The 23,162-nt window shown below is 61.5% G+C and carries 19 protein-coding genes; 9 read left to right on the top strand and 10 right to left on the bottom strand.

Annotation, left to right across the window (positions count from 1 at the left end; translation table 11 throughout):
- Positions 1 to 2: 2 nt before the first annotated feature.
- Positions 3 to 662: a GntR family transcriptional regulator gene (locus tag BM026_RS16390; RefSeq protein WP_058427357.1), complete on the bottom strand. Its 660-nt coding sequence runs from the start codon at positions 660 to 662 to the stop codon at positions 3 to 5.
- Between the two features lie 280 nt (positions 663 to 942).
- On the opposite strand from BM026_RS16390, the gene xdhA reads away from it, so the two are divergent.
- The 4 genes from xdhA to guaD all read left to right on the top strand — a co-directional run bounded on the left by xdhA (position 943) and on the right by guaD (position 7,057).
- Positions 943 to 2,391, top strand: coding sequence for a xanthine dehydrogenase small subunit (xdhA, locus tag BM026_RS16385; protein ID WP_092242763.1), 1,449 nt, complete (start codon positions 943 to 945; stop codon positions 2,389 to 2,391).
- Positions 2,384 to 4,783: a xanthine dehydrogenase molybdopterin binding subunit gene (xdhB, locus tag BM026_RS16380; RefSeq protein ID WP_093529362.1), complete on the top strand. Its 2,400-nt coding sequence runs from the start codon at positions 2,384 to 2,386 to the stop codon at positions 4,781 to 4,783. Before xdhA ends, xdhB begins: the two co-directional genes overlap by 8 nt.
- A 117-nt stretch (positions 4,784 to 4,900) precedes the next feature.
- A complete protein-coding gene (gene xdhC / locus BM026_RS16375) occupies positions 4,901 to 5,740 on the top strand; it encodes a xanthine dehydrogenase accessory protein XdhC (RefSeq protein ID WP_093529359.1) in 840 nt (279 codons plus the stop codon).
- A gap of 12 nt (positions 5,741 to 5,752) precedes the next feature.
- Entirely contained in the window at positions 5,753 to 7,057 is a 1,305-nt protein-coding gene (guaD, locus tag BM026_RS16370; protein WP_093514055.1) for a guanine deaminase, read from the top strand.
- Between the two features lie 126 nt (positions 7,058 to 7,183).
- On the opposite strand, the gene BM026_RS16365 is transcribed toward guaD, so the two are convergent.
- Positions 7,184 to 7,948 (bottom strand): GntR family transcriptional regulator, encoded by a 765-nt coding sequence (locus BM026_RS16365; protein ID WP_015885332.1) that lies wholly within the window; start codon positions 7,946 to 7,948, stop codon positions 7,184 to 7,186.
- 214 nt (positions 7,949 to 8,162) lie between these two features.
- Here BM026_RS16365 and BM026_RS16360 point away from each other — a divergent pair, with 214 nt between their 5' ends.
- Positions 8,163 to 9,353 carry a benzoate/H(+) symporter BenE family transporter gene (locus BM026_RS16360; protein WP_093529356.1) on the top strand — a complete coding sequence of 397 codons (1,191 nt, stop codon included), beginning with the start codon at positions 8,163 to 8,165 and terminating at the stop codon, positions 9,351 to 9,353.
- Positions 9,354 to 9,389: 36 nt separating this feature from the next.
- On the opposite strand, the gene BM026_RS16355 is transcribed toward BM026_RS16360, so the two are convergent.
- A complete protein-coding gene (locus BM026_RS16355) occupies positions 9,390 to 9,734 on the bottom strand; it encodes a YggL family protein (RefSeq protein ID WP_010208515.1) in 345 nt (114 codons plus the stop codon).
- Between the two features lie 238 nt (positions 9,735 to 9,972).
- Here BM026_RS16355 and dacB point away from each other — a divergent pair, with 238 nt between their 5' ends.
- Positions 9,973 to 11,433, top strand: coding sequence for a D-alanyl-D-alanine carboxypeptidase/D-alanyl-D-alanine endopeptidase (gene dacB, locus BM026_RS16350; RefSeq protein WP_093514056.1), 1,461 nt, complete (start codon positions 9,973 to 9,975; stop codon positions 11,431 to 11,433).
- A 64-nt stretch (positions 11,434 to 11,497) separates the two neighbouring features.
- On the opposite strand, the gene BM026_RS16345 is transcribed toward dacB, so the two are convergent.
- Both BM026_RS16345 and rlmKL read right to left on the bottom strand, forming a co-directional pair.
- Positions 11,498 to 13,894 carry a sensor domain-containing diguanylate cyclase gene (locus BM026_RS16345; RefSeq protein WP_093529353.1) on the bottom strand — a complete coding sequence of 799 codons (2,397 nt, stop codon included), beginning with the start codon at positions 13,892 to 13,894 and terminating at the stop codon, positions 11,498 to 11,500.
- Between the two features lie 142 nt (positions 13,895 to 14,036).
- Complete coding sequence (gene rlmKL / locus BM026_RS16340; protein ID WP_093514058.1) at positions 14,037 to 16,301, bottom strand: bifunctional 23S rRNA (guanine(2069)-N(7))-methyltransferase RlmK/23S rRNA (guanine(2445)-N(2))-methyltransferase RlmL; 2,265 nt, start codon at positions 16,299 to 16,301, stop codon at positions 14,037 to 14,039.
- A 532-nt stretch (positions 16,302 to 16,833) separates the two neighbouring features.
- On the opposite strand from rlmKL, the gene rmf reads away from it, so the two are divergent.
- Positions 16,834 to 17,049 (top strand): ribosome modulation factor, encoded by a 216-nt coding sequence (rmf, locus tag BM026_RS16335; protein WP_002553055.1) that lies wholly within the window; start codon positions 16,834 to 16,836, stop codon positions 17,047 to 17,049.
- A gap of 123 nt (positions 17,050 to 17,172) precedes the next feature.
- Here the strand turns inward: rmf and BM026_RS16330 are convergent, their stop codons facing one another.
- The 5 genes from BM026_RS16330 to sctC form a co-directional block, all read right to left on the bottom strand.
- The gene (locus tag BM026_RS16330) at positions 17,173 to 18,198 is read right to left on the bottom strand and encodes a quinone-dependent dihydroorotate dehydrogenase (RefSeq protein ID WP_071491396.1); all 1,026 of its coding nucleotides are present in this window, start codon (positions 18,196 to 18,198) and stop codon (positions 17,173 to 17,175) included.
- A gap of 86 nt (positions 18,199 to 18,284) precedes the next feature.
- The gene (locus tag BM026_RS16325; protein WP_092243316.1) at positions 18,285 to 18,746 is read right to left on the bottom strand and encodes a transglycosylase SLT domain-containing protein; all 462 of its coding nucleotides are present in this window, start codon (positions 18,744 to 18,746) and stop codon (positions 18,285 to 18,287) included.
- Positions 18,739 to 19,143 (bottom strand): winged helix-turn-helix domain-containing protein, encoded by a 405-nt coding sequence (locus BM026_RS16320; protein ID WP_092242736.1) that lies wholly within the window; start codon positions 19,141 to 19,143, stop codon positions 18,739 to 18,741. The genes BM026_RS16325 and BM026_RS16320 overlap by 8 nt, the downstream gene beginning before the upstream one ends.
- A gap of 156 nt (positions 19,144 to 19,299) precedes the next feature.
- A complete protein-coding gene (locus tag BM026_RS16315) occupies positions 19,300 to 19,524 on the bottom strand; it encodes a FliM/FliN family flagellar motor switch protein (RefSeq protein WP_092242733.1) in 225 nt (74 codons plus the stop codon).
- Between the two features lie 16 nt (positions 19,525 to 19,540).
- On the bottom strand, positions 19,541 to 20,968 hold the full coding sequence (gene sctC, locus BM026_RS16310) for a type III secretion system outer membrane ring subunit SctC (RefSeq protein ID WP_093121988.1): 1,428 nt from the start codon (positions 20,966 to 20,968) through the stop codon (positions 19,541 to 19,543).
- A gap of 273 nt (positions 20,969 to 21,241) precedes the next feature.
- Between sctC and BM026_RS16305 the strand changes: the two genes are divergently transcribed.
- Entirely contained in the window at positions 21,242 to 22,468 is a 1,227-nt protein-coding gene (locus BM026_RS16305; protein ID WP_092242727.1) for a CmpA/NrtA family ABC transporter substrate-binding protein, read from the top strand.
- Between the two features lie 13 nt (positions 22,469 to 22,481).
- Positions 22,482 to 23,057: an ANTAR domain-containing response regulator gene (locus tag BM026_RS16300; protein ID WP_071491401.1), complete on the top strand. Its 576-nt coding sequence runs from the start codon at positions 22,482 to 22,484 to the stop codon at positions 23,055 to 23,057.
- Positions 23,058 to 23,162: the final 105 nt, after the last annotated feature.

The following is a 23,162-nucleotide window of genomic DNA, read 5'->3' as shown; positions in this document are numbered from 1 at the left end:
GTTTAGGCGTCCGCCAACGCAGCAATGACCAGCGAGCAACTGCGCTCGCCGTAGGCCGAGAGCACTTGGCGGATCTGCGGCAAGTCACGGGCGAGTACGGCGGCGAGCAGTTGCTCGAACAACGCCAGGTATTCGCTCATGGAGGCCTTGCGCTGATCCAGGGCCAGGTAATAGGCGCGATTCATCGCCGGCTGCAGGTTCTCGACGGTTTCCTGCAAGTACGGGTTATTGGCGAAGGGGTACGCGGCGCGCATCACGTTGAAGCTTTCTTCAACGAAAGCGCGGATGTCCTCGCGCTCGTAACTGGTCACCAGGCGCTGCTGGATCTGCAGGAACGGCGCCATGTCGGCCTGCACCTGCCAGCCCTGGGCGACCGCGTTGCCGAGCAGGATGTACAACTCGCCCATCAAGGTGCACAGGCTCTGCACCTTGTGCGCCGTCAACTCGGTGACATGGGCGCCACGGCGCGGCAGGATCGCGATCAGGTGGCGGCGTTCGAGGATCAGCAAGGCTTCGCGCACGGAACCACGGCTGACATTGAGCGCCAGCGTGACCTTCTGTTCCTGGATCCGCTCCCCAGGCTTGAGATCGCCGCGAATGATGCGTTCGGCGAGGTGGTGAGCAATTTGCTCGGCGAGACTGTCCGGCGCCTTGAACGTCATGTTTTCCCTTCAAAATCTTCTATCGGTACAAGCGCGGCAGTGTAGCGCATTGGCTGGCTGATGGCGCTACGCCCACCGTGGCGAATTTGGCACGGAATAAGCAACGATGAATAGCCACAAGCCCCCAAAAACGCCGGTTCCAGAAGACTGAACCATAATTGAAAGTGTTGCGATCGCAATTTCTTGACCTTCTGGTCAGAAAATCGTTGACCGAAAAGTCAGAGATGACTAGATTCGGCGCAAAGCGGTTAACAACAATAATGAGTCTGCGAGGCCTTCCGTGATCCAGTTTTTACTTAACCAGGAACTCCGTAGCGAGCACGCCCTGGACCCCAACCTGACCGTGCTCAACTATTTACGCGAGCATTTGGGCAAATCCGGTACCAAGGAAGGCTGCGCCAGCGGCGATTGCGGCGCGTGCACGGTGGTGGTCGGCGAGTTGCACACCGACGATCAAGGCGCCGAGCGGATCCGTTATCGCAGCCTCAACTCCTGCCTGACCTTTGTCTCGTCGCTGCACGGCAAGCAACTGATCAGCGTCGAAGACCTCAAGCACCAGGGCCAACTGCACAGCGTGCAACAGGCGATGGTCGAGTGCCACGGTTCGCAATGCGGCTTTTGCACCCCCGGTTTCGTGATGTCGCTGTTCGCCCTGCAAAAGAACAGTGATGCCCCCGACAGCCAGAAAGCCCATGAAGCCCTGGCCGGCAACCTGTGCCGCTGCACCGGCTACCGCCCGATCCTCGCCGCAGCCGAACAGGCCTGCTGCAACAAGCCCCAGGATCAGTTCGACAGCCGTGAGGCGCAGACCATCGCCCGCCTCAAAGCCATTGCGCCGACCCAGACCGGTGAACTCAACAGTGGCGACAAACGCTGCCTGGTGCCGCTCACCGTCGCCGACCTGGCCGACCTCTACGACGCCTACCCGCAGGCCCGCCTGCTGGCCGGTGGCACCGACCTGGCGCTGGAAGTGACCCAGTTCCATCGCACCTTGCCGGTGATGATCTACGTCGGCAACATTGAAGAAATGAAGCGCATCGACGACTTCGACGACCGTCTGGAAATCGGCGCTGCCACCGCCCTCTCCGACTGCTACACCGCGCTGCACCACGAATACCCGGACTTCGGCGACCTGCTGCACCGCTTCGCCTCCCTGCAGATCCGCAACCAGGGCACCCTCGGCGGCAATATCGGCAATGCGTCGCCGATCGGTGATTCGCCGCCGCTGCTGATCGCCCTCGGCGCGCAGATTGTGCTGTGCAAGGGCGACACACGCCGCACCCTGGCACTCGAAGACTACTTCATCGATTACCGCGTCACTGCCCGCCAGGACAGCGAGTTCATCGAGAAGATCATCGTTCCCAAGGGCCACACGCTGTTCCGCGCCTACAAGGTCTCCAAGCGCCTGGACGACGATATTTCCGCCGTCTGCGCCGCGTTCAACCTCAAGCTCGACAACGGCGTGATCCGCGAGGCCCGCGTGGCGTTCGGCGGCATGGCCGCCACGCCCAAGCGCGCCAAAAGCTGCGAGGCCGTATTGGTCGGCGCCACCTGGAACAGCGCCACCGTGGAGAAAGCCTGCGCCGCCCTGGCCCAGGACTTCACCCCGCTGTCGGACTTCCGCGCCAGCAAGGAATACCGCCTGCTCAGCGCACAGAACCTGCTGCGCAAGTACTTCATCGAGTTGCAAACACCGCACATCGAGACTCGGGTGACCGCTTATGTCTAACCATCACGCCGTCGTTAAAACCCAGGCCGAACTCGCCGAACTGTTTGCCCAGGATCTTACTTCCGGGGTCGGCCGCAGCGTCAAGCATGACAGCGCCGCCAAGCACGTATCCGGCGAAGCGCAGTACATCGATGACCGCCTGGAATTCCCCAACCAGTTGCACCTGTATGCGCGCATGTCCGACCGCGCCCACGCCCGCATCATCAGCATTGACACGTCGCCCTGCTACGCCATTGACGGCGTGCACATTGTCATCACCCATGAGGACGTGCCGGGCCTTAAAGACATCGGCCCATTGATGCCCGGCGACCCCTTGCTGGCGATTGATACGGTGCAGTTCGTCGGCCAAGTGGTGCTGGCCGTTGCTGCCCGTGACCTGGAAACCGCACGCAAGGCCGCCATGGCGGCGGTAATCGAGTACGAAGACCTTGAACCGGTGCTGGATGTGGTCGAGGCGTTGCGTAAAAAACATTTCGTACTCGACAGTCACACCCACCAGCGCGGCGATTCGACCGGCGCACTGGCCACTGCGAAAAACCGCATCCAGGGCACCCTGCACATCGGCGGCCAGGAACACTTTTACCTGGAAACCCAGATCTCTTCGGTGATGCCCACCGAAGACGGCGGCATGATCGTCTACTGCTCCACGCAGAACCCCACCGAAGTGCAGAAACTGGTGGCCGAAGTGCTGGACGTGTCGATGAACAAGATCGTGGTGGACATGCGCCGCATGGGCGGTGGTTTCGGCGGCAAGGAAACCCAGGCGGCGAGCCCGGCGTGCCTGTGCGCGGTGGTCGCACGCCTGACCGGCCAGCCGACCAAGATGCGCCTGCCGCGCGTCGAAGACATGCTGATGACCGGCAAGCGCCACCCCTTCTATATCGAATACGACGTCGGCTTCGACGACAGCGGTCGCCTGCACGGGATCAACCTGGAACTGGCGGGCAACTGCGGCTGTTCGCCGGACCTGTCCAACTCGATTGTCGACCGCGCCATGTTCCACGCCGACAACGCGTATTACCTGGGCGACGCCACCGTCAACGGGCACCGCTGCAAGACCAATACCGCGTCCAACACCGCGTATCGCGGCTTCGGCGGCCCGCAAGGCATGGTGGCCATCGAGGAAGTGATGGACGCCATCGCCCGCCACCTGGCGCTGGACCCGCTGGCGGTGCGCAAAGCCAATTACTACGGCAAGACCGAGCGCAACGTCACCCACTACTACCAGACCGTCGAGCACAACATGCTCGACGAGATGACCGCCGAACTGGAAGCCAGCAGCCAATACGCCGAGCGCCGCGAAGCGATTCGCCTGTACAACGCCCACAGCCCGATCCTGAAAAAAGGCCTGGCGCTGACCCCGGTGAAATTCGGTATCTCGTTTACCGCGAGTTTCCTCAACCAGGCCGGTGCGCTGATCCATATCTACACCGACGGCAGCATCCACCTGAACCACGGCGGCACCGAAATGGGCCAGGGCTTGAACACCAAGGTCGCGCAGGTGGTGGCCGAGGTGTTCCAGGTGGACGTCGACCGCGTACAGATCACCGCCACCAACACCGACAAGGTGCCCAACACCTCACCGACCGCCGCCTCCAGTGGTGCCGACCTGAATGGCAAGGCCGCACAGAACGCCGCCGAAACCATCAAGCAGCGCCTGGTGGAATTCGCCGCACGCAAGTACGACGTGAGCGAAGCGGACGTGGAGTTCCACAACGGCCATGTGCGCGTGCGCGAGCAGATCCTGACGTTTGAGGCGTTGATCCAGCAGGCGTATTTCGCCCAGGTGTCGCTGTCGAGCACGGGCTTCTACAAGACCCCGAAAATCTTCTACGACCGCAGCCAGTCAAGGGGTCGGCCGTTCTACTACTACGCGTTCGGCGCCGCGTGCTGCGAAGTGATCGTCGACACCCTGACCGGCGAATACAAGATGCTGCGCACCGACATCCTCCATGACGTAGGCGCCTCGCTGAACCCGGCCATCGACATCGGCCAGGTCGAAGGCGGCTTCATCCAGGGCATGGGCTGGCTGACCATGGAAGAGCTGGTGTGGAACGACAAGGGCAAGCTGATGACCAATGGCCCGGCCAGCTACAAGATCCCGGCCGTGGCCGACATGCCGCTGGACCTGCGGGTGAAGCTGGTGGAAAACCGCAAGAACCCCGAAGACACGGTGTTCCATTCCAAGGCCGTGGGCGAACCGCCCTTTATGCTCGGGATTGCTTCGTGGTGTGCGATCAAGGATGCCGTGGCGAGCCTGGGTGACTATCGCCATCAGCCCAGGGTCGATGCACCGGCCACGCCAGAGCGAGTGTTGTGGGGGTGTGAGCAGATGCGGCAGTTGACTGCGGCGAAGGTGGTTGAGGCGGATACCGAGATGGCTTCGCTTTAGACCGAGGCGCTGCCATCGGGGGCAAGCCCCCCCCCACACTTTGATCTGTGAATACCTTCAAATGTGGGAGGGGGCTTGCCCCCGATAGCGGCCTGACAGACACCACAAGAGGTGACCATGAACAACTGGATCAGCGCCCTCGCCGACCTGCAAAACCAAGGTGAACCCTGCGTGCTGGTGACCATCATCGAAGAGCTCGGCTCCACGCCGCGCAATGCCGGTTCGAAGATGGTCATCAGCGCCGCCCAGACTTTCGACACCATCGGTGGCGGGCACCTGGAATTCAAGGCGATGCAGATCGCCCGAGACATGCTCGTGCGCGGCCAGCAGAGCACCCATCTGGAGCGCTTCAGCCTCGGCGCGAGCCTGGGCCAGTGCTGCGGTGGCGTGACCGTACTGCTGTTCGAGCCCATGGGCCAGGTGCAGGCGCAGATTGCGGTGTTTGGCGCCGGCCATGTCGGCCGGGCGCTGGTGCCGTTGCTGGCCAGCCTGCCGTGTCGGGTGCGCTGGATCGATTCCCGTGACCAGGAGTTTCCGGCACATATCCCCCAGGGCGTGCGTAAAATCGTCAGCGAAGAGCCGGTCGACGAAATTGCCGATCTGCCGGTGGGCAGTTATTGCATCGTCATGACCCACAACCACGCGCTGGACCTGGAACTCACCGCCGCCCTGCTCAAGCGCAATGACTTTGCCTACTTCGGCCTGATCGGCTCGAAGACCAAGCGCGTCAAGTTCGAACATCGCCTGCGGGATCGCGGCTTCGACGCCGCGCAACTGCAACGCATGCGCTGCCCCATGGGCCTCACCGAGGTGAAGGGCAAGTTGCCGGTGGAGATCGCCATCTCCATCGCCGGCGAAATCATCGCCACCTATAACGCCAATTTCGGCCAGCGCACCGCCAGCGCCGAACCCATTGCCAAACTGCTGCCGGCCTCGCGTCGCAGCCAAGCCATTTGAAATGAGATCACCATGCCTTTGACTCGCAAAGCCTACCGTGCCGCCCTGCTGCACAGCCTCGCCGACCCCGCTGAAGTGGGCATCGAAGCCTCCTACGCGTACTTCGAAGACGGCCTGCTGGTGATCGAAAACGGTCAAATCAGCGCCATCGGCCATGCCAGCGATTTACTGCCGACCTTGCCCGCCGACATCGACATCACCCATTACCAGAACGCGTTGATCATCCCGGGCCTGATCGACACCCACATCCACCTGCCGCAGACCGGCATGGTCGGCGCCTATGGCGAGCAGTTGCTCGACTGGCTCAACACCTACACCTTCCCGTGCGAAAGCCAGTTCGCCGATAAGGCTCACGCCGAGGAAGTCGCGGATATCTTCATCAAGGAACTGCTGCGCAACGGCACCACCACCGCGCTGGTGTTCGGCAGTGTGCATCCGCAATCGGTGAATGCATTCTTTGAAGCGGCAGAAAAACTCGACCTGCGCATGATCGCCGGCAAGGTGATGATGGACCGCAACGCGCCGGAATACCTGACCGACACCGCCGAATCCGGCTACCAGGAAAGCAAGGCGCTGATCGAGCGCTGGCACGGCAAGGGTCGCCTGCATTATGCGGTGACGCCACGCTTTGCCCCGACCAGTACGCCGGAGCAACTGGCACTGGCCGGACAACTGCTGGGGGAATACCCGGACCTGTACATGCAGACCCACATCAGCGAGAACAAGCAGGAAGTCGAGTGGGTGAAGGAGCTGTTCCCGGAGCGCAGTGGCTATCTGGATGTCTACGACCACTACAAGTTGCTGGGCGAGCGCTCGGTGTTTGCCCATGGCGTGCACCTGTGTGATGACGAGTGCGCGCGTCTGGCAGAGGCCGGTTCAGCGGTCGCATTTTGCCCGACCTCGAACTTCTTCCTCGGCAGCGGTTTGTTCAACCTGCCGATGGCCGAGAAGCACAAGCTGAATGTGGGCCTGGGCACCGATGTGGGGGGCGGCACCAGTTTCTCGCTGCTGCAAACCCTGAACGAAGCCTACAAAGTCATGCAGTTGCAGGGCGCGCGCTTGAGCCCGTTCAAGTCGCTGTACCTGGCGACCCTGGGCGGTGCGCGGGCGCTGCGGCTGGAAGACAAGATCGGCACGCTGCAACCGGGCACCGATGCGGACTTCCTGGTGCTGGACTACAACGCCACGCCACTGCTGAGCTATCGCCTGAAGCAGGCGAAGAACATTGCCGAGACGTTGTTTGTATTGATGACGCTAGGGGATGATCGGACGGTGTTGCAGACTTATGCGGCGGGGCAATTGGTGCACCAGCGCTAATCCCATAAACACCCCAAAACAAATGTGGGAGGGGGCTTGCCCCCGATAGCAGAGTGTCAGTCTCTGGATTAATTGACTGATGCACCGCTATCGGGGGCAAGCCCCTTCCCACATTGTTGGTCGTATTTACAACTTTATGGACGAACGCCCCGGTTTCTTGGTCTGCAACAAATGCGAAAACACCGCATGCAGATCATCCGACGCGCTCTCTTCATCGAGGTTGAGCTTGCTGTCGATGTGATCCATGTGATGCATCATCAAGTTCACTGCCAACGCCGCATCCCGTGCCTCGATTGCGTCGATCAGCTGGGTGTGTTCATCGTAGGAACAGTGCGAGCGGTTGCCGCTTTCGTACTGGGCGATGATCAATGAAGTCTGGGACACCAGGCTGCGCTGGAAGCTGATCAGCGGCGCGTTCTTCGCCGCTTCGGCCAGCTTGAGGTGGAACTCGCCGGAGAGGCGGATACCGGCACCGCGATCGCCACGGGAGAAGCTGTCGCGTTCGTCATTGACCATCTGGCGCAGTTCGGCCAGTTGCTCGGCTGTCGCGTGTTGCACCGCCAATTCAGTGATCGCCCGCTCCACCAGGCGCCGCGCGAGGAACACCTGGCGTGCCTCCTCGACGCTTGGGCTGGCCACTACCGCACCGCGATTGGGCCGCAGCAGCACCACGCCTTCATGGGCCAGGCGCGACAACGCGCGGCGAATGATTGTGCGGCTGACGCCGAAGATTTCGCCCAGTGCCTCTTCGCTCAACTTGGTACCGGGTGCCAGGCGTTGTTCGAGGATCGCCTCGAAGATATGCGCGTAGACGATATCGTCCTGGGTTCCGCTGCGACCGGCCTTGCCGGCACGCGGTTGTTTCTTGAGAGGTTGCAACTGTTCGTTCATGGGCACTCGGGTTTGGAGAACGGCGGCGAATTAACGGTAATACGGCAACAGCGTGTCGCTGGCAAGTATCACCTAAAAACAGGGCACATTGTACACAACCGAATGCGCCAACACACTGTACGGCTGTTTGCGGCGTCGGCTGTATTGCAATGGGTCGCTGCGTTTGAGTTTAGGCTTGAATCCGCAACTTCCCTGGTAAAAGGAACACCTGTTCATGACCGATGCCGCCCAAGCGCCTCTGCGCCCGCTGGCCGACACTTCACCCTCGGCCGTCGTCGCCGGCTTCATCGCCATGATGACCGGCTACACCAGCTCCCTGGTCCTGATGTTCCAGGCCGGGCAAGCCGCCGGTTTGACCACGGCGCAGATTTCCTCATGGATCTGGGCGATCTCCATCGGCATGGCGGTGTGCAGCATCGGCCTGTCCCTGCGTTATCGCACCCCCATCACCATTGCCTGGTCGACGCCAGGTGCCGCGCTGCTGATCACCAGCCTGGGCGGTGTGAGCTACGGCGAAGCCATCGGCGCGTACATCACCTGCGCGGTGCTGGTGACGATCTGCGGCTTGACCGGCAGCTTTGAAAAACTGGTCAAGCGTATCCCGGCGTCATTGGCGGCGGCCCTGCTGGCGGGCATCCTGTTCAAGATCGGCAGCGAGATCTTCGTCGCCGCGCAGCATCGCACCGGGCTGGTGCTGGGAATGTTCTTCACCTACCTGGTGATCAAGCGCCTGTCGCCGCGTTATGCGGTGCTGGCCGCGCTGCTGATCGGCACCGCGCTGTCGGGGTTGATGGGGCTGCTGGACTTCAGCGGTTTCCACCTGGAAGTGGCGACGCCGGTATGGACCACGCCGCACTTTTCGCTGGCGGCGACCATCAGCATCGGCATCCCGTTGTTCGTGGTGGCGATGACCTCGCAAAACATGCCCGGCATCGCCGTGCTGCGGGCCGACGGCTACAACGTGCCGGCCTCGCCGCTGATCACCGCCACCGGGCTGGCATCGCTGGTGTTGTCGCCGTTCGGCTCCCACGGCATCAACCTGGCCGCCATCAGCGCAGCGATCTGCACCGGGCCCCATGCCCATGAAGACCGCAACAAGCGCTATACCGCAGCCGTGTGGTGCGGGGTGTTCTACGGGATTGCCGGGGTATTCGGCGCGACCTTGGCGGCGCTGTTCGCAGCCTTGCCCAAGGAACTGGTGCTGTCGATCGCGGCGCTGGCGCTGTTTGGCTCGATCATCAATGGCCTGAGCATCGCCATGAATCAGCCGAAGGAACGTGAAGCGGCGCTGATCACCTTCATGGTCACGGCGTCTGGCCTGACGCTGTTTTCCATCGGGTCGGCGTTCTGGGGGATTGTGGCGGGGGTGTTGACGCTGCTGATTCTGAATTGGCGCAAGGCATAAAAAAACGGCGACCCTGGGGTCGCCGTTTTTTCAGTATCACTTAGCCGCGTTGATCGGCTTTTCCGGATACCACACGTCCAGCAGCGGGCTGACTTCAGCCTTGGTCAGCTCGGAACGGGTTTTCAGCCAGGCCTCAACGGCAGCACGTTGCTCTTCGGAGACCGAGCCACGCTTCTGCAGGCAAACCAGACCGTAGTCATCGCCGCCGACGTAGCCCAGACCATTGGCTTCCATGGCTTCTTTGATGAATGCTTCGAGGAAAGCGTCGATAGCTTCTTCACTCAGGCCTTCTTTGAAGTCCAGGTTCAGTTCGAAACCCAGCTCTTGAAATTCATCAACGCACAGTTTTTTGCGCAGACGCTGGGAACGGTTAGTCGCCATTGGAACAATCCTCATAAGTAATAACGGGCGGCACTTTAGCAGTTTAAGGCGGCGATTGCCCGACTCTCTGGGACAGGCGGCACAATGGCGCTAAAAAAAACGCGCAATACCAGCTATCGTTCAGCTACAAGTGGATCAACCTTGGGGCATAATGCCGACACTTTCATGACTATTGAGGGATTTTTCTTATTTACCCCTCGCCTTTTTCACCCTCCTCAGCAGTAGGGTTTTACTTCTTATGATCAAATCTTTGCGTTCCGTCTTGCTCGCCGGTCTTCTCCTTCCGCTGGCCTTTTCCACCTCCGCAGCCCCCGTCAACAATACCCTGCCACCGAATGTTCAGCAGGCACTCGCCAAAGCCAAGCTGCAAAACACCGCGCTGTCCCTGGTGATGATTCCCCTGAACGGCCCCGGTACACCGACCGTTTTCAACGCCGATGTCTCAGTGAACCCGGCCTCGACCATGAAGCTGGTCACCACCTATGCGGCGCTGGAAATGCTCGGCCCCAACCACCAATGGAAAACCGAGTTCTACACCGACGGCACCCTCAGCGGTGGCGTGTTGCACGGCAACCTGTACCTCAAGGGTGGCGGCGACCCCAAGCTGAACATGGAAAAACTCTGGCTGCTGATGCGCGACCTGCGCGCCAACGGCGTGCAGCAAGTCACTGGTGACCTGGTGCTGGACCGCAGCTTCTTCAACCAGCCGCTGTTGCCGGAATTCAACGACGACGGCAACGACGAGAACAAGCCCTTCCTGGTCAAGCCGGACGCGCTGCTGGTCAACCTCAAGGCCCTGCGCTTCGTGACCCGCAATGATTCGGGCCGGGTACTGGTATCGGTCGAGCCGCCGATTGCCAGCATCCGTATCGACAACCAGGTCAAGGTGTCCAACGCCAAGCAGTGCACCGGCGACGTACGCTATAACCCGGTCACCGCCGCCGACGGCAACGTGACGGTAACGGTCAGCGGCCAATTGGCCGATGGCTGCAGTTCGCAGACCTACCTGTCGCTGCTGGACCACGCCACCTACACCGCCGGCGCCGTCCGGGCGATCTGGAAGGAACTGGGCGGCACCATCCAGGGCCGTGACATCCAGGCACCGGTGCCCAAGGATGCCAAGGTATTGGCCCGGGCCTTTTCGCCGGACCTGGCGGAAATTATCCGCGACATCAACAAATACAGTAACAACACCATGGCCCAGCAGTTGTTCCTGAGCCTGGGCGCGCAGTTCCGCAACGACGCCGATGGCGACGATGCCAAGGCTGCGCAACGCGTGGTGCGCCAGTGGCTGGCGAAGAAAGGCATCACCGCGCCGCACCTGGTGATGGAGAACGGCTCAGGCCTGTCCCGCGCCGAACGGGTCAGCGCCCGCGAGATGGCGGCCATGCTGCAAGCCGCGTGGAAAAGCCCCTACGCTGCCGAGTACATCAGTTCGATGCCGATTGCCGGCACCGACGGCACCATGCGCAAACGCCTGAAGACCACCGCCATGCGCGGCGAAGCCCACATCAAGACCGGCACCCTGAACACCGTGCGCGCCATCGCCGGGTTCAGCCGCGACAACAACGGCAATACCTGGGCCGTGGTGGCTATCCTCAACGACCCGAAGCCATGGGGTGCTTCGTCGGTGTTGGATCAGGTGTTGCTCGACCTGTACCGCCAGCCGAAGGTGGCTGCGGCAGCACCGGCCCTCTGAAACATACTGGGGTGAACGGGCTTGTCCGCTCACCCCAGAAGCCCGCTCACCACGACGGGGCCAGTCAGCAAACCGACTGCGCTTCCACCCGATCCCTGCCCGCCTGCTTGGCCACGTACACGGCCGAGTCAGCGCGCAGCAGCAGCCCATCGATACCTTCGTCCACCCGCCAACTGGCCACGCCGAAGCTCGCGGTGACAATACCGACCGGCTCCATCGGCACGCTGCGCAACGACGCCCACAATTCCATCGCCAGGCTGTAGGCCTGAGCACCATCGGTGTGCGGGCACAGCACCATGAACTCCTCGCCACCCAGGCGGCAGAACACATCGGTGCGGCGCAGGCGCTGGCTGATGCGTTTGCACAACTCCTGCAATACCCCATCGCCGACGGCATGCCCATGCTGGTCGTTGATGCGCTTGAAGTGATCGATATCGAGCATGATCACCGACAAGGCCCCCGAGGTGCGGTTGAGCCTGACCATCTCGGCCTTGAGGCGGTCCTGGAAATAGCGGCGGTTGTGGATCCCGGTCAGGGAGTCGGTGATGGAGAGTGCACGCAGCTCTTCCTCCACCCGCTTCAGATCGGAAATATCCGACACGTAGCCATGCCACAGCGTCCCTCCTCCGGGTAACTCTTCCGGCGTCGCTTCGCCGCGAATCCAGCGCAGTCCGCGTTGCGGCAAGAGCACCCGGTACTCCTCCCGCCAATGGCTCAACTGCAACGCCGACAAGCGGATCGATGCGCGTACCCGCTCCGCATCCAGCGGGTGGATGCGCTCGAAGACCTTCTTCGCATCCTGCTGCAGCACGCCGGGCTCGATTTCATAGATATCGCGCATGCCGTCGCTGGCGTAGATGAATTTCCAGTTGTCTTGAGGCTCCAGGGTGAACTGGAAGATGCCGCCGGGCACATGGGCGCTGAGTTTCTTGAGCAGCCGATCCCTGGCCGCCAATGCCTCGTAGGCGCGCTTTTGTTCGGTAATGTCCAGGTAAATCGCCAGGTGACCGATCCACAAACCATGGTCGTCCAGCAACACGGTGGCCAGCATGTTTACCGTCAGTTGGCTGTGATCCTCACGAACCAGGGTCCACTCGCGGGCTTGGTGCAGGTTGTCGGGGCTTTCCACCAGCATCGCCTGGCTTGCCGGGATGCGTTTGCCCAAGGCTACACTGAGGCTGGCGGAACGCGCTTCCAGTTCCGACGCCAGGTGCAGGCTTTCCAGGGTGTGCGTGCCCACCACCTGCTCGGCCTTGAACCCCAGCATCTGCTCGGCACCGGCATTGAAGGTATTGATGACACCGCGCAGGTCGGTGGCAATGATCGCGACCTGCGTCGCGGCATTCAGCACACTGCGCAATTGGCCGTGGGCGCCGCGTAATTCCTGCTCGCGCAGGCGCAACTGCGCCGTGCGCTGCTCCACCAGTTTCAGCGCGCGCTGGCGTTGGCTGACCAGCACATAGAGCAAGGCGCTGAGCAACAGGCTGAGCAGGCCGCCCATGGTCAGGATCGTGCTCAACGAGGAGTGGTTGGCCTGGTCGAACACCTGGCTCGGACGCAGTGTGAGGGCATACACATGGTCACCCAGTGTGAGGCGGCGCGCCCCGACCAGATCACCGCTGGCCACGGCATTGCCGGACTCGAAAAGCACGCGCTTTTGCACGTCGGAGGTGTCGACGATCTGCATCACCAGGTTGTCGCGGTCCGGCTTGGGCAAACCGTCGGCCACCAGTTGGCGCATGCTGATCACCGCCATGACATAGCCGTAGGGCTCATTCTGGGATTGGTCGGAGGTGGGCAAATGACTGACCGGCGCGACCAATAAAACCCCGGTGGCATAGTCCGGTTCCACACCCACCAGTTGCATGGGCTGGGACACCGCCAGCTTGCCGGTGTTTTGCGCACGCTCAAGCACCGAACGCCGCAGGGGCTGGGCCAGCAGGTCAAAGCCGAGGGGTGCGCCCAACAGGCTTTGGGTCTGGCTGTACAGTACCGGTACGTATTCATCGCGCTCGGGCACAGGGGCCAACTCACCCGTGGAATTCAACTCACAGATCACGAAAGGTGTGCCGCGCTGCGCGGACACGGCTTGCTCAAACTGACCGCGCTGTTCGCGATACACCCGGGGCGCCCAGGAGTAAGCGCGCGCGCGCAGCAACAAGGGCTGGGCAAAACCGTCAAACTCTTCGCGGGACACGTCATCGGAGTTGACGAAGAAACGCCGCAGGCTGTTCAGGCGTTGTTCCTGGTCGTCGAAGCGTTCCTGCAGGCGGGTGTAGCGTTCGTTGACCAACAACTGAAAGCGTTGGCGCACCTGCTGCTGATAGAGGTCGGCGGCCGCCCAGGCCACAACAGCCGTCAAGGCAAACCCTGCCAGCAACACCACCAATGCCACCAGCCAAGCCGACGCCTGCTCACTGATAAAGCCTAGGATTTTCGGGCGTACGGCTTGCAACGGCATAGGCAACACTCACAGCGCCAGCGTGCGGGGGGTGTCACTTTGGCTTGGCCTTAAGTTATAGCCACCGGCCTTGAATTTGACCAGCGTAAAAAAGCCGCAAACCCGGAATAATCCAGGCTTGCGGCCTGATTGACAGCCGTGTTCAGCGCGCGGTGATTTTCCATGCCCGGTGGATCTTCGCATTGCGTGCGAAATCCGGGTCGATGGTCTTGTCGCTGATTTCCTCGACCGCGTAGCGTTCGCTCAGGTTGTCCTCCAGTGCGAACTTGCGGAAGTTGTTCGAGAAGTACAGCACGCCGCCCGGCGCCAGGCGCGCCATGGCCAGGTCGAGCAACTGCACGTGGTCGCGCTGCACGTCGAAGATACCTTCCATGCGCTTGGAGTTGGAGAAGGTCGGCGGGTCAATGAAGATCAGGTCGAACTCATCGCGGCTGGCCTCCAGCCAGGCCATCACGTCACCCTGCTCCAGACGGTTCTTGTCGGAGAAGCCGTTGAGGGACAAGTTGCGGCGTGCCCAGTCCAGGTAAGTCTTGGACAGGTCGACGCTGGTGGTGCTGCGCGCGCCGCCCTTGGCCGCATGCACACTGGCGGTGGCGGTGTAGCAATACAGATTGAGGAAACGCTTGCCGGCTGCCTCTTTCTGGATGCGCAGGCGCATCGGGCGGTGGTCGAGGAACAGGCCGGTGTCCAGGTAGTCGGTGAGGTTGACCAGCAGCTTTACGCCGCCTTCGCTGACTTCGGTGAACTTGCCCTGGGCGCTCTGGCGCTCGTACTGCTTGGTACCGCTCTGACGCTCACGGCGCTTGACCACCACGCGGCTCTTGTCGATGTTCAGCGCCTGGGGAATGGCCGCCAGCGCATCGAACATACGCGCGGAGGCTTTTTCCGGGTCAATGGACTTGGGCGCCGCGTATTCCTGTACATGCACCCAATCGTGATACAGGTCGATGGCCATGGAGTATTCCGGCATGTCGGCATCGTACACGCGGTAGCAATCCACGCCTTCGCGTTTGGCCCACTTGCCCAGCAGCTTGAGGTTCTTTTGCAGGCGGTTGGCAAACATCTGCCCGCCTTCGCTCAGGCGCGCCTGCTCGACCACCGGGGCCGGAGCGGGTTTGATCGGGTTGCCGTTCTTGTTGTACTGGCGCTCTTGCGGCTCGGCCGGGGCCTGATCGTAGGTAGCTTGCTCACGCTCGGCCTGGCGCTGTTCCGGGGTACGACGCTCGCCGGTGACGAACTGGTCCGGGTTGACCTTGATCAGCAGCAACTTGCACGGCAACGCGCCGTTCCAGAACGAATACTGCTTGTGGCTACGGATGCCCATGCGCTTGCCCAGGTCCGGCGCGCCGGTGAACACTGCGGCTTCCCAGCCCATGCACGCCTGACGCAGACGCTCGCCGAGATTCTGGTAGAGGTACAACAGGCTGGCTTCGTCACCCAGGCGCTCGCCGTACGGCGGGTTGCAGATGACCAGGCCTTTCTGGTTCTGGTCCGGGCGCGGTTCGAAGGTGCCTACTTCGCCCTGGTACACCTTGATCCAGTGGCTCAGGCCGGCCCGCTCGATGTTATTGCGCGCAGGCTGGATCAAGCGCGGATCGGCTTCGTAGCCACGGATCCACAGCGGCGGCTTGTTCATGCCGATGGCGGCGCGTTCAGCGGCTTCGGCGTGCAGCTTCTTCCACAGCGCCGGGACATGACCGAGCCAGGTGGTGAAACCCCACAGCTCGCGGTTCAGGTTGGGGGCCATGTCGGCAGCGATCATGGCGCCTTCCACCAGGAAGGTGCCCACGCCGCACATCGGGTCACTCAGCGCGCCGCCTTCAGCGGCGATGCGCGGCCAGCCGGCACGAATCAGGATCGCGGCCGCCAGGTTTTCCTTCAACGGTGCCGCCCCCTGCTGCAAGCGATAACCGCGCTGGTGCAGGCTGTGGCCGGACAGGTCGAGGGACAGGATCGCTTCGCCACGGTCCAGGCGCAGATGGATGCGCAGGTCCGGATTGATCTTGTCGATGGACGGGCGCTCGCCAGTCGGGGTGCGCAGCTTGTCGACAATCGCATCCTTGACCTTCAGCGCGCCGAAGTGGGTGTTGTCGATGCCCGAACCGTGGCCGCTGAATTCAACCGCCAGGCTGCCATCCGGCACCATGTGGTCGGCCCACTCAATGTCCAGCACGCCGTGGTAGAGGTCTTCGGCGTCCTTCATCGGGAAGCGCTTGAGCACCAGCAGCACGCGGTTGGCCAGGCGCGACCAGAGGCACAGGCGGTAGGCGGTTTCCATGTCGGCCATGCCGCGCACGGCCGAGGTGTGCTCGCGGGCGTCCTCAAGGCCAAGCCCGACGGCTTCCTCGATCAGCAGGCCTTCGAGGCCCTTGGGGCAGGTGAGGAAGAGTTCAAAACGGTCCGACATGGGGCATTCCAGGCTTTTCAGCAATAAATGAACGGGCGACGCATCGCCGGTTCGGTTTTCAATCAAGCACTTTTCTTGAAGAGTGCTCGCGTGGCACGAATGTGCCGTCCCACCCCGGCTGCCGGGCCTTTGGGCCTGTAATGACGGGGCAGAGAAACAATTGGCTGTAACAAAAAGAAATATTCCGACCCTTCGTCGAATAATAACTGACTGCAACGGGCGGACATTCTCACCAAAGGATTAAACCCATCCTCTATGCAGGGTGCATCATAGCTGGCTTTGCCCAATAAAAGGGGCGAAAAACCATCCCAGCTTATCGCTATAGCATCGTTATCGTTACGTGCTTATGACAAAACGATCATTGAATCCATGTGACCTATTGGTTAGAACTCAATACAGGTTGGCGCCGTAACGACGCCGACACATCGGCTCGCCACGCCGGCAGCGAGCCCACCAACGGCAGAAAAACTCTGCCCGGTCTCGGACGAGGCCGAAGGATATCAAGACAGTCAACAAGTGAGGGAAACACCCTATGAGAAGACTTAAGCGTGATCCGTTGGAAAGAGCATTTTTACGCGGATATCAATACGGCGTTCATGGCAAATCCCGTGAGCTTTGCCCATTTACTCTACCGTCGGTACGCCAAGCCTGGATCAACGGCTGGCGAGAAGGACGCGGCGACAACTGGGACGGTATGACTGGCACTGCGGGAATCCACAGACTCAACGAACTTCACGCCGTCGGCTAATCAAGGGCAATTAATTCCGACACCACCTCTGGATTTATAACGACTTACCATGCACGCCCCATCCGGGCGGCGGGCTTCGGCCCAGGGGGCTCCTTTTCAGGAGCCCTTTTTAATGGATGGTTTTCAGGCTTTTGGCAATGCCGCGATGGCATCTACCGACTGGCGAATCAGCGCCGGGCCTTTGTAGATGAAGCCGGAATACAACTGCACCAGGCTTGCACCCGCGGCAATCTTCTCGGCCGCATGCTTGCCTTCGGTAATACCGCCGACGGCGATGATCGGCAAGCGCCCGGCCAGCTCCGCAGCCAGCACCTTGACGATATGGGTGCTCTTGTCACGCACCGGCGCCCCCGACAGGCCGCCCGCTTCGTCGCCATGGGCCAGGCCTTCGACGCCTACGCGGCTGAGGGTGGTGTTGGTCGCGATGACTGCGTCCATCCCCGAGTCCACCAGGGCCTGGGCCACCAGCACGGTTTCTTCGTCGCTCATGTCCGGCGCGATCTTGATCGCCAGCGGCACGCGCTTGCCATGACGCACGGCCAGGTCTTCCTGGCGCTGGCGCAAGGCTTCGAGCAGTTGCTTGAGGGAGTCGCCGAACTGCAGGCTGCGCAGGCCCGGGGTATTGGGCGAGCTGACGTTGACCGTGACATAGCTGGCGTGGGCGTAGACCTTGTCCAGGCAGATCAGGTAATCATCCACCGCACGCTCGACCGGCGTATCGAAGTTCTTGCCGATATTGATGCCCAGGATGCCCTTGTACTTCGCCGCCTGAACCCGCGACAGCAGGTGATCAACGCCCAGGTTGTTGAAACCCATGCGATTGATGATCGCCTCGGCTTCCGGCAGGCGGAAGATACGTGGCTTGGGGTTACCCGGCTGTGGGCGTGGCGTCACGGTGCCGATTTCAACGAAACCGAAACCCAGCTGTGCAAAACCATCGATGGCCGCACCGTTCTTATCCAGGCCAGCCGCCAGGCCGACCGGGTTGGGGAAGTCGAGCCCCATCACCGAGACCGGCATTTTTGCCGGTGCCTTGCATACCAGGCCATTGAGCCCCAGGCGGCCACCGGCACCGATCAGGTCCAGGGACAGATCGTGGGAGGTTTCCGGGGAGAGTTTGAACAACAGCTGGCGGGCCAGGGTATACATGGGCGGGCTAGACTCGGATGGCGGCGAAAGGTGGCGGCGATTATAGCCGGGGTCACGGGTTGCGCGCGAGGCGCGAACCTCAATCGTCAGTAGCGGTGCGCTACCAACTGCTCGTAATACGCCCAGATTTTCTGGGCATATTGCATGCGCAACGCCTCACGCGCGGGCCCGGAACCCGGGCCTGCGTTGTAGGAGCCTACCGCCGTCCAGTTGTAGCCAAAGCGCTGGATGAACTCGGCGAGAATCGAAGCCCCTACCTCCACCGACAGGCAAGGCTCATTGAGCAACCGCTCCTCGGTAATACCTCGCTCGAGCAGGCGCGGCAAATGGCTGCTGTTGATCTGCATCAGGCCGATGTCCCGAGTGCCATTACGGTTCGTATCGTTTATCGCGTGCGCACGAAAGCCCGACTCCACCGCAGCGATCGCCTGCAGCAATTCGGGCTCGATGTTGTAGCGGCTGGCCGCCTCCTCCCAGCAATAGGCCAGCGCCTGATTGCCGGTCATCATCACACCCAACACCAAGCCCTTGCTCCAGAACCTAGCCACGGCCTGCCACTCCATTGCGGGTATGGCCGCATGCCGAGCACACATGGTCCATACGGCCAGACGAGGGGCCCTCGATCGTCACCGGGCAAATGAAACGGTACCCCCGACCGTAAATCGTCTTGATAAACCCCTTGTCGGTGCCAAGGTACTTGCGCAGTGAATAAATGCAGCGTGTCAGCGACTCTTCGGCAACTTCCCCCTGCGGCCAGGCCAGCTCCAGCAAGCGATCCTTGGTCATCAACACGCCACCGGACATCAGCAACAACCGCAACACCAGCCCTTCCTTGGGCGGCAGCTGAACATCTGCGTCCTCACCGGTCAGGCGACCATCGTCGTGCAGGGTCCAACGCGCAAAAACCAGGGAAGTCGTCGTCCCTCCATCATCCATGACAGCCATGATTACCTCGGCATCCGACTACTGACATTGAAGTCCTCATTTGCATTACGGGTTCAAGTGCCCCTGCCACGACTATAAAAACCTGCCTCAAGGCTCACGTTAGGAAAAAGCGCAGACATCGCGCGTTTTTTTGGAACCACGCTGTAAGACGTTTCGCTACCCATCAACTTCAGGTAGCCAGGCGTGGTAAACCTCGTGCAACTCAACCCCCAACCGGTCTTCCAACTGCACCAACTCACCCAAGGCCAGTAATTGCCCGTTAACCCGAACCTCCACGCAATGGATTATCTCTGGCATCAAAGGCAACACCTTCCCGGGCGCAAACTTTGCCAGGCGCCGGCGGCTGATCAGTTGTTCCTGAAGAAGAATTTCCAGATGCATCGGGCTAACACCTTGTTCACGGTGAGACATCGCGCTCAGGCCGTACAAACGCACGTTGAACACGCTCGTATTGCGCTGCCGTCAAAGGCGGTGGCCCTGCCCCCCCACCCGGCCCCAGCGTCTCACTGCCCACGGCCCTGGCCTGAATCACAAACAGACGCACTTGATCCGGGCGAGTAGTCGCCCGCCGTTCTGCCTCTCGTTGAAACGCGCCCAGCCACAGACGCCTGCCCTGGGGCACACGCACCACACTGTTGACCCCCACCTGCCCCACCGCGGTATTTTTTTCACGCCGCCCCTTCTCACTCATCTGGCGCCCCTCCTCAATCTCAAGGCGCATTTCGATCTGGTTAGCTTCTGAAAAACGCGGCAATACGCTGACCTGAGTGCCATAGCGCACAGGTTTCCAGTCAGTCCGGTCGTTTCCGGGGGGCGGTAGATAAAAGGTATGGCTATCCTGAAACACCGCCGGGACGTTCTCCTGAGTGAGAATCACGGGCAGTGCCACCACCTTCGCCCGTCGACGACGCTCCAATGCACCGATCCTGGCCATCACGCGGTTGTCATCCTGAGGCGCAAGGATTCGCGTGGTCGACATCCGGGCGTCTTCATCCCTGCCCAGGCCCAGTTTTTCCAGCTCGTCACGCTCAACATCCACCAGCCATAACGACACTTCGATCGATCGCTTGGGTATGTCGAGTTCAGCCACCAGTTTCTGGATGAAGGTCACCTGGGCCGGCTTGCCCTTGATCAGCAGGCTGTTGCTGTCCGGGTAGGCGATCACACCGAGGCTCTTGTCGGACAGCAACCCCTTGTGCTCGCTGGCCAGCAGGGTCTCGATCATCGACGCCATCCCCGGCACGGTAACCGGGTTGTCGCGCGCGCCGTACTGACGGTCCGCCACATCGGTGTTAAGCACCTGAACCACACCAAAGGCCTGCGCGCCCACACGCAAATCGGCTCTTTGCCGGTCCATCAATTGGGCCAGGCGCATCACCTGATCGACGTAGTTAGGTGGGCCGGACACATAAAATGTGCGTGCCCCACTTTCACGCAGGGGATGGCGTGACTCATCGATACCCGAGCGGCGCATAAGGCCACGCAACTTGTCGACCGTAATATGCCGCAAGGTCACCGCAGAGCTCTTTGCCTCGTCAGCATCGTAGATATGCAGCGCTTGCCCGTCGCTGTACCAGATCAACCCCTGCTCTTGCGCAAGCGCCTCCAACGCCTGTTGCGGCGCATCGAAATCCAGTGCGGTGCTCAGACGTTTGCGCGCCACCGCCTGGCTGACAACGATGGGCACCCCCAGCGGCTCCGACAGCGCAGTGAACACGGTATACAGGCTTTCATCCCGAACCTGGTGAAGCTCGGCCCAAGCCAGCGCACTTCCCAACCACAGGCCGGCAAACCACAACCAACGGTGAAACCGGAGACGGAGCATCGTTACAAGGGATTCGGCGTGCACCGTGAGGGTTCCTGGGCAGTCTGGCAGTAAGAGAGCGGCCATACTGAAAGCCCGCCCGGTTTCAATCTTGATGGAAAGCTGACGGCCAGCCGGGCCTCACCACCCGTGGCATGTGCCTTGCTACGAACTCTGCATGAGAGCACGCGCCAACGGCGGAGCGCGCTACGGACAAAGGCGTCGTTACCCGCATTGGCTTACACCGCCATCTGAGGGAACGACGCTTTTTTTTGAAAGAAAAGGTAGGTGTTGATGAACGATTCGGTCGGCAACAGCCCGATGAACGACCCGCGGGCCTGGGTCAACGGCAGTGATGCCCCTGAAAAGAGCAGCCTTGACCTGGGTTTCATGGCCCTGAGCGACTGCGCCTCGGTGGTCGTAGCGGCCACCCAGGGCTTCGCTCAACCCTACGGCCTGACCCTGAACCTCAAGCGCCAATCGTCCTGGGCCAACCTGCGCGACAAACTGGTCAGCGGCGAACTGGACGCCGCCCACAGCCTGTACGGGCTGATCTATGCCGTGCACCTGGGCATCGGCGGAGTCGCGCCCACCGACATGGCCGTGCTGATGGGGCTCAACCAGAACGGCCAGAGCATCAACCTGTCCCACGGCTTGCAGCGACAAGGGGTGATCACTCCTGAGGCGCTCGACCGCCACGTGCACCAAAGCCGAACAAAACTGACCTTCGCGCAGACCTTTCCCACAGGTACTCACGCCATGTGGCTGTATTACTGGCTGGCGAGCCAAGGTATTCACCCCTTGCAGGATGTGGACAGTGTGGTGGTCCCGCCACCGCAAATGGTTGCGCACCTGCAAGCCGGACGCATTGACGGGTTTTGCGTCGGCGAGCCCTGGTGCGCCAGCGCAGTCAAGCAAAACCAGGGGTTTACCTTGGCGACAAGCCAGGCGATCTGGCCGGATCACCCGGAAAAGGTCCTCGGATGCACCCGGACGTTCGTCGACCAGTACCCCAATACTGCGCGCGTGCTGGTGATGGCGATCCTGGAGGCCAGCCGGTTTATCGAAGAAAGCACCGAAAACCGCCGTTCCACCGCGCAATTGCTCAGTGGTCGCGAGTACCTCGACGCCCCGCTCGACTGCATCGAACCGCGCCTGCTGGGCGCCTATGACGATGGCCTGGGCAACCAGTGGCAGGATCCCCACGCCCTGCGTTTTTTCGCCGGTGGCGAGGTGAACCTGCCTTACCTCTCCGATGGCATGTGGTTCATGACCCAGTTCCGGCGTTGGGGCCTGTTGCGCGAGGACCCCGACTACCTCGGCGTTGCCCGCCAGGTGCAGCAACTGGCGCTGTATCGTCAGGCGGCAGGTGCGCTGGGGATCCCGGTAAAGGCCCAGGACATGCGCAGCAGCCAGCTGATCGACGGCAAGATCTGGGACGGTTCCAACCCAACCGAATACGCCCGCAGCTTCCGCCTGCATGCCCTGGCCAATGATTCCAACCGCCAGGCCTGGCGCTGACAGGAGAATCTCCATGCTGCGAATCCTGTTGATCAATGACACCCCGCGCAAGGTCGGCCGCCTCAGGTCGGCGCTGATCGAGGCCGGTTTTGATGTCATCGATGAGTCCGGCCTGACCATCGACCTGCCCGCACGCGTCGAAACGGTGCGCCCGGACGTGATCCTGATCGATACCGAGTCACCGGGCCGTGATGTGATGGAGCAGGTGGTATTGGTCAGCCGAGACCAACCCCGGCCCATCGTGATGTTTACCGACGAACATGACCCGAACGTAATGCGCCAGGCGATCAAGTCCGGCGTCAGCGCCTACATCGTCGAAGGCATCCAGGCCCAGCGCCTGCAGCCGATCCTCGATGTGGCCATGGCGCGCTTCGAAAGCGACCAGGCCTTGCGCGCCCAGCTCCAGGCGCGCGACCAGCAATTGGCCGAGCGCAAGCGCATCGAGCTGGCCAAGGGCATGCTGATGAAAATGAAGGCCTGCAACGAAGAAGAGGCCTACACCCTGATGCGTCGCCAGGCCATGAGCCGCCAGCAGAAACTGATCCAGGTGGCGGAGCAGATTATCGCCATGAGCGAGCTGCTCGGCTGATTTGGCTCAGCTCTTGCTAAGTATTCCGTACAGGTAGCCAACGGCGGTTGCCCCTCCACGACAAAGACGTCGCACACCCGGTTTGCCCTCGCGAACCCGGTGGCG

Source organism: Pseudomonas sp. NFPP24 (assembly GCF_900112095.1).
Lineage (GTDB): Bacteria > Pseudomonadota > Gammaproteobacteria > Pseudomonadales > Pseudomonadaceae > Aquipseudomonas > Aquipseudomonas extremorientalis.
The sequence above is the reverse complement of the archived record's forward strand: the minus strand, read 5'-3'. Positions and strand labels throughout refer to the sequence as shown.

Bases quoted from the DNA above. Each gene is read 5' to 3' on its own strand.
- BM026_RS16320 (WP_092242736.1), bottom strand. From the start codon at position 19,143: ATGGCTGTCATGGATGATGGAGGGACGACGACTTCCCTGGTTTTTGCG.
- BM026_RS16315 (WP_092242733.1), bottom strand. From the start codon at position 19,524: ATGCATCTGGAAATTCTTCTTCAGGAACAACTGATCAGCCGCCGGCGC.
- BM026_RS16360 (WP_093529356.1), top strand. From the start codon at position 8,163: ATGACCGATGCCGCCCAAGCGCCTCTGCGCCCGCTGGCCGACACTTCA.
- rlmKL (WP_093514058.1), bottom strand. From the start codon at position 16,301: ATGTCGGACCGTTTTGAACTCTTCCTCACCTGCCCCAAGGGCCTCGAA.
- rmf (WP_002553055.1), top strand. From the start codon at position 16,834: ATGAGAAGACTTAAGCGTGATCCGTTGGAAAGAGCATTTTTACGCGGA.
- BM026_RS16365 (WP_015885332.1), bottom strand. From the start codon at position 7,948: ATGAACGAACAGTTGCAACCTCTCAAGAAACAACCGCGTGCCGGCAAG.
- xdhC (WP_093529359.1), top strand. From the start codon at position 4,901: ATGAACAACTGGATCAGCGCCCTCGCCGACCTGCAAAACCAAGGTGAA.
- sctC (WP_093121988.1), bottom strand. From the start codon at position 20,968: ATGCTCCGTCTCCGGTTTCACCGTTGGTTGTGGTTTGCCGGCCTGTGG.
- guaD (WP_093514055.1), top strand. From the start codon at position 5,753: ATGCCTTTGACTCGCAAAGCCTACCGTGCCGCCCTGCTGCACAGCCTC.
- BM026_RS16330 (WP_071491396.1), bottom strand. From the start codon at position 18,198: ATGTATACCCTGGCCCGCCAGCTGTTGTTCAAACTCTCCCCGGAAACC.
- BM026_RS16390 (WP_058427357.1), bottom strand. From the start codon at position 662: ATGACGTTCAAGGCGCCGGACAGTCTCGCCGAGCAAATTGCTCACCAC.
- BM026_RS16300 (WP_071491401.1), top strand. From the start codon at position 22,482: ATGCTGCGAATCCTGTTGATCAATGACACCCCGCGCAAGGTCGGCCGC.
- dacB (WP_093514056.1), top strand. From the start codon at position 9,973: ATGATCAAATCTTTGCGTTCCGTCTTGCTCGCCGGTCTTCTCCTTCCG.
- BM026_RS16345 (WP_093529353.1), bottom strand. From the start codon at position 13,894: ATGCCGTTGCAAGCCGTACGCCCGAAAATCCTAGGCTTTATCAGTGAG.
- xdhB (WP_093529362.1), top strand. From the start codon at position 2,384: ATGTCTAACCATCACGCCGTCGTTAAAACCCAGGCCGAACTCGCCGAA.
- BM026_RS16305 (WP_092242727.1), top strand. From the start codon at position 21,242: ATGAACGATTCGGTCGGCAACAGCCCGATGAACGACCCGCGGGCCTGG.
- BM026_RS16355 (WP_010208515.1), bottom strand. From the start codon at position 9,734: ATGGCGACTAACCGTTCCCAGCGTCTGCGCAAAAAACTGTGCGTTGAT.